This is a genomic window from Ruegeria sp. P10, assembly GCF_056534925.1.
This window is the reverse complement of record NZ_JBQERJ010000002.1, coordinates 229111-243785: the sequence shown is the minus strand read 5'-3', so window position 1 is coordinate 243785 and position 14675 is coordinate 229111. Positions and strand designations below refer to the sequence as shown.

Here is a 14675-nt window from a genome sequence, read left to right as displayed (position 1 = left end):
GACAGACATGACCGACCTTCCGAATACAGCCAAAGCCGTCATTATCGGTGGCGGGATCATCGGCTGCTCGACCGCCTATCACCTGGCCAAGCTGGGCTGGACGGATACGGTGCTGCTGGAGCGCAGGAAACTGACCTCGGGCACCACTTTCCACGCCGCAGGGCTGGTGGGACAGTTGCGTTCGAACGCCAATATCACGCAATTGCTGGGCTATTCCGTCGATCTGTACAACAAGATCGAAGAGGAAACAGGGCTTGGCACTGGCTGGAAGATGAACGGCGGCTTGCGTCTGGCCTGCAACGAAGAGCGCTGGACCGAGGTGAAACGCCAGGCCACTACGGCGCATTCCTTTGGTCTGGACATGCAGCTTCTGACCCCATCCGAGGCGCAGGAGCTGTGGCCCTTGATGGATGTCTCTGACGTGATCGGCGCGGCTTACCTGCCGACAGACGGTCAGGCGAACCCGTCAGATATCACGCAGGCATTGGCCAAGGGCGCCCGCATGGCCGGGGCGAAGATATTCGAAGATACCAAAGTCACCGATATCGAGATCGAAGATGGCAAAATTCGTGCGGTAATCACCGAACACGGTCGGATCGAGTGTGAAAAAGTGATCTGCTGCGCCGGGCAATGGTCCCGCACCTTTGCCAGCCGCTTTGGCGTCAACGTTCCTTTGGTTCCGATGGAGCACCAGTACATGGTGACAGAACCTTTCGACGTGCCCGGCAATCTGCCCACTTTGCGCGATCCCGACCGGCTGACTTACTACAAGGAAGAAGTCGGAGGTCTGGTCATGGGCGGCTATGAGCCGAACCCGATCCCCTGGGCCACCAAGGGTATTCCGCAAGGTTTCCACTATACCCTTCTCGACAGCAACTTCGATCATTTCGAACAGCTGATGGAACTTGCGCTGGGGCGCGTGCCCGCGTTGGAGAACGCTGGCGTCAAGACGCTGACCAACGGGCCGGAAAGCTTCACGCCCGACGGCAATTTCATCATCGGCGAAGCGCCCGAGTTGAGGAATTTTTTCGTCGGTGCGGGCTTCAATGCCTTTGGCATCGCGGCTGGCGGTGGTGCGGGCATGGCGCTGGCGGAATGGGTGCACAAGGGTGAGCCGCCCTTCGATTTGTGGTCTGCCGATATCCGCCGCTTTGGCCGCCCGCATTTCGACACCGACTGGGTTCGCACACGTACCGTCGAGGCATATGGCAAACACTACACGATGGGTTGGCCGCATGAGGAACATGACTCGGGCCGCCCCTGCCGAAAATCGCCGCTTTATGACACGCTGAAAAAGCAGGGCGCGTGTTTTGGCGAGAAACTGGGCTGGGAACGCCCCAACTGGTACGCGGACGCGTCAAAGGGCGAGGTGCCCAAGGATGAATACAGCTTTGGCCGCCAGAACTGGTTCGATGCTGTCGGGCGCGAACATAAAGCGGCACGCGAAGCGGCTGTGTTGTTCGATCAGACCTCTTTCGCCAAATTCGCCCTTAAGGGCCCGGATGCTTTGGCGGCGATGAACTGGATCTGTGCCAATGATGTGGACAAACCGGTTGGTGCGCTTGTCTATACCCAAATGCTGAACGACAAGGGCGGGATCGAGTGTGACCTGACTGTTGGGCGCGTAGCCCATGATGAGTTCTATATCGTCACCGGCACCGGCTATGCCACGCATGACTTCGACTGGATCAACCGCAGCATTCCCGAGGGCATGAATTGCCAGCTGTTCGATATCACCTCATCGAATGCGGTTCTGTCATTGATGGGGCCAAAATCGCGTGAGATTCTGGCGGCGGTGACGCGCGATGACGTCTCGAACAGCGGATTCAAGTTTGGCACGATCCGCACCATCGGGATCGCGGGGTGCCCGGTCAAGGCGCTGCGCGTGACTTATGTGGGTGAGCTGGGCTGGGAACTGCACCTGCCGGTAGAATATGCACAGACCGTGTATGACGCCTTGGCGGAGGCAGGGCGCCCGCATGGTTTGATCAATGCGGGCTACAGGGCGATTGAATCGCTGCGTCTTGAAAAAGGCTATCGCGCCTGGGGCTCGGATATCGGGCCGGATCATACGCCGTTCGAAAGCGGCTTGGGCTGGGCCGTGAAACTCCGGAAAAATATTGATTTCAAAGGGCGCGCCGCATCTGAGGCGCAAAAAACCGGCGGCGTAAAGAAGATGCTGGCATGTTTCACGGTTGACCCCGAGGTTGTTCTCCTGGGGCGTGAAACGATCTATCGGAATGGCGAAAGGGTCGGATGGCTGACTTCGGGCGGCTATGGTTACACCGTCGGAAAGTCGATCGGCTACGGTTACATCCGAAACGCCAACGGTGTCGACGCACAATACGTCACATCAGGGACATATGAATTGGATGTCGCCACTCAGAGGGTTCCTTGCGAAGTGACGCTGGAACCGCTTTACGACCCGCAGATGAGCCGGGTGAAGACCTGACCCGAGGGTGCAAGAGCTGATCAACAGACACACGCACAGCGATCGGAACACACGGGGAAAGCATGCAAACAGGGCAAATCCGCCCCGAATGTGCGAAAGTTCGTCGAATCTGACGGGTTTCGATCCATAAACCATTGATAAACTTTCAGTATTGTCACACCTCATGCCCATCTGAAAACTGAACTGCAAGACTTCTCATTCAGCTTTCAGGGTAAACAACCTTTCATCCGTCGGAGATTGGATGACTTCAGCCGAAAGGACCGGAAATGGTAACCCCAGATGCGTTGACTGAGCATGCGATGAAGATTGCTGATATTGCCTCGGAATCCGCGATGCATTTTTTTCGGGGGTCTTTGGGCATTGAATTCAAACAAGATGAAAGCCCGGTGACGCAGGCCGACAAGGCAGTTGAGGCAGAAGTACGTACCTACCTGAAACAGCATTTTCCCGGACACGGCATCTTTGGCGAAGAGCACGGGCAAGAAGCAGGCGACGGGCGTCATATGTGGGTGATTGACCCGATTGACGGAACCCGTTCGTTTCTGTCCGGCCATCCTTTGTTCGGGTTCCTTTTGGCGCACCTTGTGGATGGGCGCCCTCGGTTGGGGCTGGTCGGAATGCCGGCCTTGCATGAGACCTATTTGGGTGTGGTTGGTAACGGGGCCAGCCTGAACGGGCGGCCGATAGAGGTGTCGCACACCACGCGTCTGGATCATTCGGTTTTGTATGTGAATGAAGGCGACAAGATTTTTTGCGACCATCCTGACCTGTTCAACCGGTTGATGAATGCAGGGCAGACGCGCCGATTTGCCTATGATTGTTACCCCCATGCCTTGCTTGCTTCGGGCCATGTCGATGCTGTGGTGGATTACGATCTGCAACCTTATGACTATCTGGCGCTTTCACCTCTGATCACGGCTGCTGGCGGAGTGATGACCGATTGGCAGGGGCATGCGTTGGCCCTCGATTCAGATGGCGCGGTCGTTTCCGCCGCAACCCCTGAACTGCATGCTGAACTGCTTGACCTCATCAATGCTGAGAAATGAAAGTGTTGCGCAACCTTGGAAAACTAGCTTCCGCGATCAGATTTGAACAAATACAAAAAGACAAAAAGTGATCCTATTGACGTTGTGACGATTCCGACGGGCAACTCCTGCGGGGCCAGAAGAAGGCGTGACAAGATATCGGACAATGTCAGCAGAATCGCGCCCACGATCGCCGAGACGATCAGCAGGTTTCGGTGCAGAGTACCGGCGATGCCGCGTGCAATATGAGGCACCATCAGCCCGACAAAGCCGATGACACCGGCAACTGAAACGAAACTGGCCGTCGCCAAAGCGGCAACGAAAAACATGCTGAACCGCAGACCTTGAACGGGAATACCCAGTGACGAGGCTGTGAAATCCCCGGTCAGCAGCGCGTCAAGCCACCGACTGCGATAAAGTGAATAGCTCAGGATCAGGCCCAGTCCGATCAGGACAAGCGGGAATGTTTCCCATCTTGCCAGTCCCAGGCCGCCAAGCATCCAGAATATCACCGAATGAGCCGCGCGATTGTCGCCAGAGAAAATAAGGTAGTTGGTGATTGCGGAAAACAGAAAGGACACCGCCAGGCCAGCCAGGATCAGTTTTTCGGGTGCGCTCGTACGCAAGCCCTGAACCAGCGCCAGAACAATGCCGGACGCGATCAGGCCACCGCAAAATGCTGCCAGCGGCAACGTCCAGATTCCCAGAACATCCCCTGTGACGGTGATCACCAGAACGGCGCCGGCAGCAGCACCCGAGGACAGACCGAACAGAAACGGATCTGCCAGATCGTTTCGCGTCGTTGTTTGCAGAACGACACCAACGACGCCCAGCCCCGCACCAATCACGGCGGCAAACAGGGCGCGGGGCAGGCGAAGGTCGAAGACGATCCGGTGCAAGGGCGACATGTCTCCTTCCACCATACCGGTTCCGAGGCCGATGGCCGAAAAGACTTCGCGCACGGGGATTGGGGTGGTCCCATAGACGATCGACAACAGCAAAAGGGCGGTCAGAACAACCGCCCCCAGCACTATCAAACGGCCCAATTGGACCATATCAGTTGGTCTCCGGGTGCATCGCCTGTGCCATCTTCTCGATCGCCTCGATATTTGCCGGGCCGGGAGTCAGCTCTTCGTAACGCAGTCCAATCCAGCGCTCGTTCTTTACCGCGTCCGTTTGTGACATCACCGGGTGATCCTTGAGGAACTGGAAAGTGTCCTCTGCGCCGTTGCCGGACTGATAGTCGAGCAGCACCAGAAATTCCGGGTTAGCCGCTGCCACAGCTTCCCACGACGTGCGGCCCCAGCTGGTATCCAGATCATGAGTTACGTTCTCACCGCCAGCGGCTGCGATCATCGCATCGGGAATGGCGAACTTGCCGGCGGTAAACGGAGCATCGGCCGGTCCGTCCAACAGGAATACCCGCGGCTTTTCCAGATCGGCTGTTTTTGCTTGAATGGCGGACAACTTGTCCTTCCAGCCGGCAACCAGCGCCTCGGCCTTGTCTTCGACCTGCATGACCTTGCCCAGGCGCAGAACGTCATCAAACAACAGGTTCATGCTGGCTTCGGGGCGATCCTCGTCCAGATGCACGCAGCTTTCGGTCAGGATCATGGTCTTGATACCAAAGGGTTCCAGCGTGTCGGGCGTGACATCTCCGCCGGGTTTCATGCCATAGTACCAACCGGCAAAAAACAGATCAGGTTCGACGGCCACAAGGTTTTCAATCGTCGGGTACTTGGGGGCAAGCTCTGGGATGTCGCCGCGCTGAGCATCAAAGTCAGGGCTGGTTTTGTACCAGCCCGAAATCCCGGTAAGTCCCACGATCTTGTCCTGAAGGCCGAGTGCAAAGGCCATATCCGCCATGTTCATATCATGTACGACCAGACGTTCCGGCGCCGAGTCAAAAACCAGCGGTTCGCCGCAATTGTCCACGGTGACGGCTTCCGCTGCCACGCCACCTGCGAAGCCAGCGAAGACAACCACCGGCCAGAGTTTCTGCATCATATGTAAGTTCCTGTTATTATGACAATTTCCGTTTTCGGATGTCCAGTGCGGGGATCATGCGGCCTTCGTGCTGAAAGCACAGATAATCCACGCCGAATGTCTCACTTACCCGGTCTGGGGTCAGAACTTCGCCAACAGGCCCGAACCCCGTCAGGCGCGTGGCTTTCATCAACGCCACATGGGTGGCGAATTCCGGGATCATGACCAGATCATGGACGATCATGACGACCGTTACCCCCAGATCAGCGACCAGAGACAGCATGTGCCCCTTGGCATCGGGGTCCAGATGGTTGGTTGGCTCGTCCAGAAACAGCAAGGACGGGTTCTGGGCCAGAGCGCGCGCGATGTGCGCGCGCTGACGTTCTCCGCCGGACAGTTGACCCATCGTTTTGTTGGCAAAATGCAACAGCTCGGTCGTCGTCAGCACCCGTTCAAGATCAGCCCTGTGCTGAGTCACCGAACGTTCGCCCTGAATCGGGATTTGCCCCAGCGCAACGTAGTCTTGCAGGCGCATCCGCCCGTCGGGCATTTCCTGCTGCCCGACCACAGCAATGGAGCGGGCACGTTGGCGGGCGGACAGGGTCCGAAGGCTTTGTCCTTCTATCCAAACATCGCCCAACGCAATCCGTTCAATCCCGCACAGCAGTTTCAGCAGAGTGGTTTTGCCGGCGCCGTTCGGCCCGGCGATTGCCAGAATTGATCCTTCTTCCAGACGAAAGGACACATCCTGCAACAGGATGTCGCCATTGAGAGCGTAGTATCCCAAATTCTCTGCAATCAGAAAACTCATGATGACCCCCCGAAAGGTAAAGCGGGAATTCGCGATAAGGTCTTTGCGAAAAGGGCAGGGGGGCGGTCCGAGGCACTGGTCCAGCCGTCGTCGCTGTCGCCGAACTGGATCGCAAATTCGACCAAGGCAGACAGATCGCGGGATGTCGTGATATCGCCAAACAGGTACTGCGCTTTGCCCGGGGCCTGAAATCCGACGGTCATGGCCCGTTCACAACCTGCCATGCAGGCCACCATTCGGGTTTCAAAACCGTCAGGCAACCGGGCATCCAGCGCGTCTTGCGCGGCTTCGGCAGACATCGTCCCCTGACATGTTGAACAGATCAGAACGTAGTGATCAGAATAGCAGGTCATTGCCTTCTCCGTCGTTTGCCAGATGCAGACAGAGGGCACATACCCGGATATTACGCAAACGCGCCATCAAGCCTCCTTCCGAGACGCCCCGCCTCGGGTTGGTTCATAGTGTGATGGCAGGTCTCCTGACTTGCGGGTCGTTGCTTGGCCGACCTTCCCAACCCCTTTTGGGTCAGTGGTGAAGTGGCGTCGCTCACCGCTTACAGTTGCGGGGGCAGTCACGGACTTGGCACATTCCAGCGCCGCACCGTGTTCCCATTTTCATCCCTTACGGAACCATCCCGCTCAGCTAGTCCGGCTACGCCTGACTTGTCAAGCGGCAGGCGAAAGGGTGGTGGACGGAATTGCAACGGTTGAGCCAGCGATCCTGGTGCGCCAGCCCGGACCGAACGGTGTCAATAGTCTGATACAAGAAGAAAATCCGGTTCGGTATCTTCCTCAACCTTTGAAAACCGTGGGATTGGCTTTTCAAACACATTGTCCGTACGGTCGTCATTCACGGTCGATACCTCGCCAATAAGGCAATCGCCGCGCTCGGCCCAGAAAGCGTGCCAGATGCCGGGCATCAGAGTTACGCTTTGCCCCGGCTTCAGCCGCAAGTGCTCTTCGGGTTGCAAGGTTACAGGGCAGGCATCGCTTGGGACCGTCACCGGGTTGTCGCGGTCGACGCCACCGTTTGGATCTGACGCATGGATTTCCAGAACGAGATCGCCGCCGCCCCGGTTGATGATGTCTTCTGCCTTGATGATATGCCGGTGCATCGGAGAAAGCTGATTTTCTTTCGAGATCAACAGTTTTTCCGCATAGAGCATCCCGCGCCCGGATTTCAGATCCTTCGCCTCACCATTGCGCAAAGTGAATAGAAACAGTCCAAGTTCATCAAAACGGCCCTGGGCGTAATCGGTAATGTCCCATCCCAGCCCGCGGCTGCGGATCGTTTCGGCCAGAGGGCTGCGCATTTTCTCGGGCGACCAATCCGCAAAGGGTGGCAACACGGCACCGAAGGACTGAATGAACGCCTGTGCCCGGGTCTTGATACGGTTGATTTCGGATCGTTTCATCATGCCGTCCCAAAGATCAAAGTTCGTGCGCCCAGGGGGGTTCTGCCCCGGCTCGGGAAACGGTCACGGCCGCCACGTCAGCGCCCAGTTCCATGGCTGCTTGCAGGCTTTCAACCGTCAATCCGCGCAGACCTGACTTGGTCAGATGCCCTGCACGGCTGAGCTCGGTCAGAACGCCGGCGTTGAACGTGTCACCTGCGCCGATCGTATCGACCACTTCAACGGGTTTCACGGGAACCGAAACTTCGGAACCATCCGCCAGGTAACCGTGCGCCCCGTCACTGCCGCGCGTGACGATGACAACGGAAGGACCCGCCTGCAACAGCACAGACGCTTTTGCGGCTTCGGATTCAGCGCCCGGAATGATCCAATCCAGGTCCTCGTCTGAAACCTTTACGATATCCGCACGCGAGATCATGCGGTTCAAACGCGTCCGAAACCGGGTTTGATCCTTGATGAAATCCGGGCGAATATTCGGGTCCAGCATCACCGCACGGTCGGAACCGTGGCGGTCCAGAAGGGCGGCATATGCATCTGCGCAAGGTTCACACGCAAGGCTGATTCCGCCGAGATACAGGGCAGAGACAGCGGGAAGCTGATCTGGCATGTCCTCGGGCAGCAACATCCGGCCTGCGGTGTTTTCATCAACAAAGCTGTAAGACGCGTGTTTATCCGAGAGCTGCACAAAGGCAAGCGTGGTAGGGCGGTCCGAGATGATGACATGTGTCGTGTCCACATGGCTCGCTTTCAGCGCATCGATCAGTTGCTGGCCGAACATGTCCGATGACAAACCTGTCAGCATCCCAACCGGAACACCCAGACGTCCCATCGCGACGGCTGTGTTCAGAACTGCACCACCAGTATGTGGCACAAAACCAATTGCGCCCGATGCGGTCGGTTCTGAAATCATATCTATCAGCGCTTCACCACAGCACAGAATCATGTCTTGGTCCTTCTTGGTACAGAGAATTCGGTCAGTCTGGTTGCTGTCTCAGCGCGTTCTTGCAGAAGTTGTTTGCGCCGATGATCCCGAACTCTGCCTGTTCAGACACGTAAAGGTTCAGGGAACGGCGCAAATCGCTGAAGCGGCCGCCGCCGTTGAACGCATCCTTGAAGTTGTCGCTGAATAGCCAGCGGTTTTTCTCGGCAACGCCGCCGACGAGGAAAACGCCTCCCTCTGGCATCAAGGTGACCGCCAGATCACCCATCAAAGCACCCAGATGGGTGGTAAAAATCTGCGCTGCTTTTTCGGCGACCAGATCGGTGCCGTTGCGGGCATCGTTCAGAATGTCCTTTGCAGAGCGCGCCTGAGTCCGCGCCTGACCGGCTGCCAATTCAACCGCCTGATACAGGATCGGCAGGCCGGTTCCGCTCAGGAACATTTCTGCTTCCAGCGCCAGGCTGTCGCCAAAGAAACAGCCCGGTGCGATGCGACGTGCCGCCTCAAAGATATCAACTTCGTCGCGATGGCGCGGGTACAGGCCCACGTGCCCGCCTTCGCCGGAGACCGTGTGATACCTGCCTTCGGAAAAAAGCAAAGCACCAACACCAAGCCCGGTTCCGGGCCCTACAACCAGCCGTGTGCCAGCGGGCGGCGTCGCCTGACCCTGCAAGACCGCAACATCCGACCGAGTCACCTCGGCCACTGACCACGCCGCAGCGGTGAAATCATTTATGACAAAAGTGCGCTCTGCTCCTGTTGCTTTCGTCAGCTCGGTTTCCGAAAGATCCAGGTTCGCGTTGGTCAACTGAATCGTTCCGTCCCTGACCGGCCCGGCTCCGGCTGCTACGACGGCCTGTGGGTTGGTTCCGATCTCGTCCCTGAGGTCATGGAACGCCTCGAGCAGATCTTCCAATGTCCCCGTCGGGTGTTTCCGAAGATCTGCCAATTCTCCGTTCGTAACAACGCCCAGACGTGTGTTCGTACCGCCGATATCCGCAACCAGGTTCCAATGCTCATGCACGGCACCGAATGGTTGCGCTAACGGCTGAGAGACACTCTGACCCCCGGACAGGGCGGATTTCAGCGCCATGAAAGACGCTTTGGGCGTTCTCGCAAGTGTTTCGAAATCCACGTCCACCAGTCCAAACCTCTTCTCGTACCCGAAGGCCCATTCATAATTGTCCAGCAGCGACCAGACAAAATAGCCATTCACCGGAACACCTTGTGCCAAAGCGTCCAGTACGGCCGCAAGGTGCTTGTCGAGATAATCGATACGATCATCGTCCTGCACGCGCTCCTCACTCGCCATACCGTTTTCGGTGATATAGATTGGCAGGGCGCCCGTATAGTCTTTCCTTGCTCTGACAAGAAAGCGGGTTAGGGCAGAGGGATCGATTTCCCATCCCATCTGCGTTTTGGGTAACGGTCCGGGAACCTCTTGCAGGCTGGGCCAAGCGGTGTCCGCCGGGGCTATCAACTTTCGGGTATAGTAGTTCAACCCGCACCAATCGACTTGTGTGCCGATGGTTTCAAAGTCGTTCTGCCAGCCCTTGGGCAAGTGCGGCTCCAACCCCTCCAAGGCTATTTGGGGATATTCCTTGTTGAAAACACCGCCAAGGAAGAACCGGTTGTAGATCGCATCGTAGCGATCTGCCGCAAGCCGCGCATCTGCGCTGTCATCCGCGGGCTCGGACCATTCGAGGTTGAACACGGCACCCAGATTGCCCATCCCAAGACTGCGCATGGTCTGAATGGCCCGCCCGTGGGCCAACAAAACATGATGCATCGCCCGGGCGGCGGCGCGGATATCGCGCAGACCGGGCGCATGGTGGCCTTCAAAATGGCTCAGCCAACTGACACACCAGGGTTCGTTGATCGGCGCGGCACTGAACATCCGGTCTCCGATCCGACCCATGATGACCTGCGTATAATCCGCGAGCCAATCCGCGATGTCGCGATTGCACCATCCCCCCTGATCCGCAAGCGCTGACGGCAATTCCCAATGGTAAAGCGTCACGCAGGGGCGGATACCGCGTTCCAGCAGGGCGTCCGCCAATCGGTCATAATAATCCAACCCTGCCTGATTGACCTGACCACGCCCGTCGGGCAGTACGCGTGCCCAGCTGGTTGAAAAACGATAACAGTCAAACCCGGCCTCGCGCACCAGATCGAAATCCTGCTCGAACCGGTTCAAGTGATCGCAGGCGACGTCTCCGTTTTCCCCGCGCACCACGTTGCCCGGCGACGCCGCAAAGGTATCCCAATGAGTTCGCCCCGCCCCGCCCTGTGCGTGGCCTTCAATCTGGTACGCAGAAGTGGCAACACCAAAGAGAAAATCTTTGGGAAAGTCAGCGCGTGCGTATTTCATGGTTGCACCCTGTTGGGTGCAGGGCCGGTTGACCTACCAACGACCAGCTCGGCCTCCAGCAGCCTAGTTTTGACGGGATCATTCGGGGATTTGATGCGCTGGATCAACATGTCAGCCGCCATTTCACCCGCCTGACGGACGGATGAGCGTGTTGCCGTGAAAATCGGAACATCCTGCCCGTTCTTCAAATAGGACAGGTCGTCGTCATGGGCGATCACTGACACATCCGTACCCATCTCAAGCCCGTTTTCGGACAGCGCACGCCGTACGCCGATGGCAGAGATCATCGATGAACACAAAATAGCGGTCGGAGGGGAATCGAGGCGCAACATGTTCTGCGTTTCGTGATGGCCGTAAACCTCTGTCATTTCAGCGCTGCGCATCAGATTTGCATCGGGCGCAAGCCCGGCCTGACCAAGCGCCTCAAGATATCCGTCGCGGCGGCGTTGGGCAAAATCCATATCTTCCAGACCGTTGATCAGAGCGATACGGCGATGGCCAAGGTCAATCAGAAAGCGCGTGGCGCGCATGAACGAACTTTTGTTGTTCACGTCGATCCAGTCATACTGAGCGTCGACGCCGGTCGAGCGTCCGTGCACGATGAATGGGACGCCCATGCGGGTCAGGACTTCGATCCGTGGTTCGTTTACTTTGGGGCCTTGCAGCACGACTCCGTCCACCGCGCCGCGCTTAAAAAGACTCCGATACGCTTCTTCAATCGAAGTGTCGTCGGCATTGGTGAACATCATGTCATAGCCATGTTCAGCGTATTTCTTTGCGGCACCGGCGACGAAATCTCCGAAGATCGGGTTGACCATTTCATGCCGGGACGAGCTGGGAATGACGTGGCCGATCACCATCGATCGTCCGGTCGCAAGCCCTTTGGCGCGACTGTTCGGCCGGTACCCGTGTTTGCGTGCCGCGGCTTGAACGCGCGCACGTGTGTCCTCGCTCACTTCGGGGTACCCGTTCAGCGCCCGGCTGACCGTAGTTTGCGAAAGGCCCAGAACTTCCGAGAGCTGCTTCAGGTTCATTTTACGATTCAAAGCGCCTTAAATTGAGTGGCTCTTTTTTGTTTTGTGAGCAAATACGGCATCCGTCAACTTGTTTTGCGTTAAAAGCAAAAAATATAATTTATTTTGGCGCTGGGAAGCAAAATATTGACAGGGTGCCGATGTTAGCGGATAACACACGTTATCCAAAGCGCTTTGAAAGCGAGTCTTTGAGTACATGAAAGCTTGGGAGGAGGATTTGATGAAACACGGGCTTTACGCAGGTGCGGCGGCACTCGCCCTGATGGCCGGATCAGTTCAGGCAGAGGGTGAGATGATCCACGCCGTCGGCGAGGGCAGTTTTGACTGGGATGGGTTTCAGGCCTTTGCCGAAGCGAATGATCTTTCCGGCGAAAGCCTGACCATTTTCGGCCCCTGGCTGGCTGGCGAGGGCAAGTCCTTCGAAAACCTCGTGGCCTATTTCGATGAGGCAACAGGCGCGAATTCCAGCTATGTGGGTTCGGATTCTCTGGAACAGCAGATCCTGATTGATGCGGCCGCAGGCTCGGCGCCGAATCTGACTGTTTTCCCGCAGCCTGGTTTGGCGGCAAACCTCGCAAAACAGGGCTATCTGACGCCATTGGCCGAAGGCACTGCGGACTGGATCAAGGAAAACTTCGCCGCGGGACAATCCTGGGTCGATCTGGGTACGTTTGAGGACGCGGAAGGGTCTGACGATTTTTACGGGTTCTTCTTCAATGTGAACGTCAAATCGCTGGTTTGGTACGTGCCCGAAAACTTCGAAGACTTTGGGTATGAAGTGCCCGAAACCATGGAAGAATTCAAGGCTCTGATGGATCAGATGGTCGAGGACGGCGAGACGCCTTTGTGCGTCGGTCTGGCCTCGGGCGGCGCAACGGGTTGGCCTGCGACGGACTGGGTCGAGGATCTTATGCTGCGTACGCAACCACCTGAAGTCTATGACCAATGGGTTTCGAACGAAATGAAGTTCGATGATCCCCGCGTCATAGCCGCGATTGAGGAATATGGCAGCTTTACCCGGAATGACGACTATGTCGTAGGTGACGCAGACGACACGGCGGCAATCGATTTCCGTGACAGCCCCAAAGGTCTTTTCGATAGCCCGCCCGCTTGCATGATGCATCGTCAGGCTTCGTTTATTCCCGCCTATTTTCCGGAAGGCACCGAATTGGGGGTGGATGCTGATTTCTTCTACTTCCCGGCTTATGCCGAAAAAGACCTGGGGACACCGGTACTTGGGGCAGGGACATTGTTCACAATCACCAACCCAAACCCTGCTGCCGAAGCCTTTCTGGAGTTCCTCAAGACACCTTTCGCCCATGAGATCATGATGTCGCAGGACGGTTTCCTGACGCCACATCTGGGTGCGGACCCGGCGAACTATTCGAATGATTCACAGCGGGGACAGGGTGAAATTCTGACCAACGCAACGACCTTCCGCTTTGACGGGTCCGACCTGATGCCCGGTGCAGTCGGGGCAGGTACGTTCTGGACCGGGATGGTCGATTACTCGTCGGGTGCAAAAGATGCAGCCACCGTGGCACGTGAAATCCAGGCCTCCTGGGACGCAATCAAGTGACCAACTCATGGGGCGGTCCTGAGGCCGCCCCGTTTGCCAAACGGATGGGCGTATCATGACACCCGCATTACAAGGCCTGCTGACGATCGCCATCGGCGTGTCGGGTTGCGTGGGCTACTTCTATCTTTCCAACCAGTTTCTGGACAAAGTCCTGTTTCCGCCGCGCGGGCCAAAGGCGGGCCGAAACATCAACCGTGCGAACTTGATCCGCCCGTGGTTGTTTCTGTTCCCGGCGCTTGCTGCATTGGGGCTGTATCTGGCGTATCCGGTGGTTGAAACCTTGCGCCTTTCGCTTACGGAACGCGTGCCCGGTGGCGGATACCGTTGGGTTGGCCTGGACAACTATACCCAAATGGCGGCGGAGCCGAAGTTTTGGGAAGCCATGCGCAACAACATGTTCTGGCTGATCGTCGTGCCGGCCATGTCAACGGCTTTTGGTCTTCTCGTGGCGCAACTGACCGACCGCATCCGCTGGGGCAACTTTGCCAAATCCCTGATTTTCATGCCGATGGCCATTTCATTTGTTGGTGCATCGGTGATCTGGAAACTGGTTTATGATGCGCGACCAGCGGAACAGGACCAGATAGGCATCCTGAACGCGCTGTACATCTTCTTCGGCGGAACCGAACCCAACACTTGGTTAACAATCCCCTTCTGGAACAGTTTCTTTCTGATGGTTGTCCTGATCTGGATACAGACGGGTTTCGCGATGGTCATCCTGTCGGCGGCCTTGCGCGGTATTCCCGAAGAAACCATCGAGGCGGCCATTTTGGATGGGGCCAATCCCTTTCAGATCTTCTTCAAGATCAAGGTACCGCAGATCAAAACCACGATCCTTGTTGTTTGGACGACGATCACGATCACCGTTCTCAAAGTGTTCGACATCGTCTTTGCCATGACGAACGGCCAGTGGGAGACGCAGGTGCTGGCAAACTACATGTACGACAAGCTTTTCCGGGCCAATGACTGGGGCGTCGGATCCGCCTCGGCCATGGTGATCATGTTGCTTGTTACGCCGATCCTCGTCTGGAACGTGCGCAACGCGCGCAAGGAGATGGAGTAA

The 14675-nt window shown here is 57.1% G+C and carries 12 protein-coding genes, 1 pseudogene and 1 riboswitch; of the genes and pseudogenes, 4 read left to right on the top strand and 9 right to left on the bottom strand.

The features are described 5' to 3' along the window. The first annotated feature begins 7 nt into the window (after positions 1-7). Positions 8-2452, top strand: a complete 2445-nt coding sequence (locus ACR0FB_RS04350) for a GcvT family protein (protein ID WP_480620198.1) — start codon at positions 8-10, stop codon at positions 2450-2452. Between the two features lie 266 nt (positions 2453-2718). After that, positions 2719-3498 (top strand): inositol monophosphatase family protein, encoded by a 780-nt coding sequence (locus tag ACR0FB_RS04345; RefSeq protein ID WP_480620196.1) that lies wholly within the window; start codon positions 2719-2721, stop codon positions 3496-3498. A 23-nt stretch (positions 3499-3521) separates the two neighbouring features. Here ACR0FB_RS04345 and ACR0FB_RS04340 read toward each other — a convergent pair whose 3' ends face one another. From ACR0FB_RS04340 to ACR0FB_RS04300, 9 genes and pseudogenes are all read right to left on the bottom strand, one after another. Further along, positions 3522-4532: a FecCD family ABC transporter permease gene (locus ACR0FB_RS04340; protein WP_171636159.1), complete on the bottom strand. Its 1011-nt coding sequence runs from the start codon at positions 4530-4532 to the stop codon at positions 3522-3524. A 1-nt stretch (position 4533) separates the two neighbouring features. Then, positions 4534-5484: an ABC transporter substrate-binding protein gene (locus ACR0FB_RS04335; protein ID WP_480491184.1), complete on the bottom strand. Its 951-nt coding sequence runs from the start codon at positions 5482-5484 to the stop codon at positions 4534-4536. 16 nt (positions 5485-5500) lie between these two features. Further along, positions 5501-6274 carry an ABC transporter ATP-binding protein gene (locus tag ACR0FB_RS04330; RefSeq protein WP_480491186.1) on the bottom strand — a complete coding sequence of 258 codons (774 nt, stop codon included), beginning with the start codon at positions 6272-6274 and terminating at the stop codon, positions 5501-5503. Beyond that, positions 6271-6627: a DUF1636 family protein gene (locus ACR0FB_RS04325; RefSeq protein WP_171636155.1), complete on the bottom strand. Its 357-nt coding sequence runs from the start codon at positions 6625-6627 to the stop codon at positions 6271-6273. The genes ACR0FB_RS04330 and ACR0FB_RS04325 overlap by 4 nt, the downstream gene beginning before the upstream one ends. Positions 6628-6725: 98 nt before the next feature. Beyond that, positions 6726-6923: riboswitch (cobalamin riboswitch) on the bottom strand. 99 nt (positions 6924-7022) lie between these two features. Continuing rightward, complete coding sequence (locus tag ACR0FB_RS04320; protein ID WP_171723793.1) at positions 7023-7688, bottom strand: D-lyxose/D-mannose family sugar isomerase; 666 nt, start codon at positions 7686-7688, stop codon at positions 7023-7025. 16 nt (positions 7689-7704) lie between these two features. Then, a complete protein-coding gene (locus tag ACR0FB_RS04315) occupies positions 7705-8631 on the bottom strand; it encodes a carbohydrate kinase family protein (protein WP_209833887.1) in 927 nt (308 codons plus the stop codon). A 31-nt stretch (positions 8632-8662) separates the two neighbouring features. Continuing rightward, positions 8663-9721 (bottom strand): glucokinase, encoded by a 1059-nt coding sequence (locus ACR0FB_RS04310; protein ID WP_245218070.1) that lies wholly within the window; start codon positions 9719-9721, stop codon positions 8663-8665. Continuing rightward, positions 9698-10999 (bottom strand): annotated as a pseudogene (locus tag ACR0FB_RS04305) (GH1 family beta-glucosidase); the annotation flags it as partial. The gene ACR0FB_RS04310 and the pseudogene ACR0FB_RS04305, both read right to left, overlap by 24 nt. Further along, complete coding sequence (locus tag ACR0FB_RS04300; RefSeq protein ID WP_171723790.1) at positions 10996-12033, bottom strand: LacI family DNA-binding transcriptional regulator; 1038 nt, start codon at positions 12031-12033, stop codon at positions 10996-10998. The gene ACR0FB_RS04300 and the pseudogene ACR0FB_RS04305, both read right to left, overlap by 4 nt. A 220-nt stretch (positions 12034-12253) precedes the next feature. Between ACR0FB_RS04300 and ACR0FB_RS04295 the strand changes: the two genes are divergently transcribed. Together ACR0FB_RS04295 and ACR0FB_RS04290 are read left to right on the top strand one after the other, a co-directional pair. Further along, positions 12254-13612, top strand: a complete 1359-nt coding sequence (locus ACR0FB_RS04295; RefSeq protein ID WP_171723789.1) for an ABC transporter substrate-binding protein — start codon at positions 12254-12256, stop codon at positions 13610-13612. A gap of 55 nt (positions 13613-13667) precedes the next feature. Continuing rightward, complete coding sequence (locus ACR0FB_RS04290; protein WP_171723788.1) at positions 13668-14675, top strand: carbohydrate ABC transporter permease; 1008 nt, start codon at positions 13668-13670, stop codon at positions 14673-14675.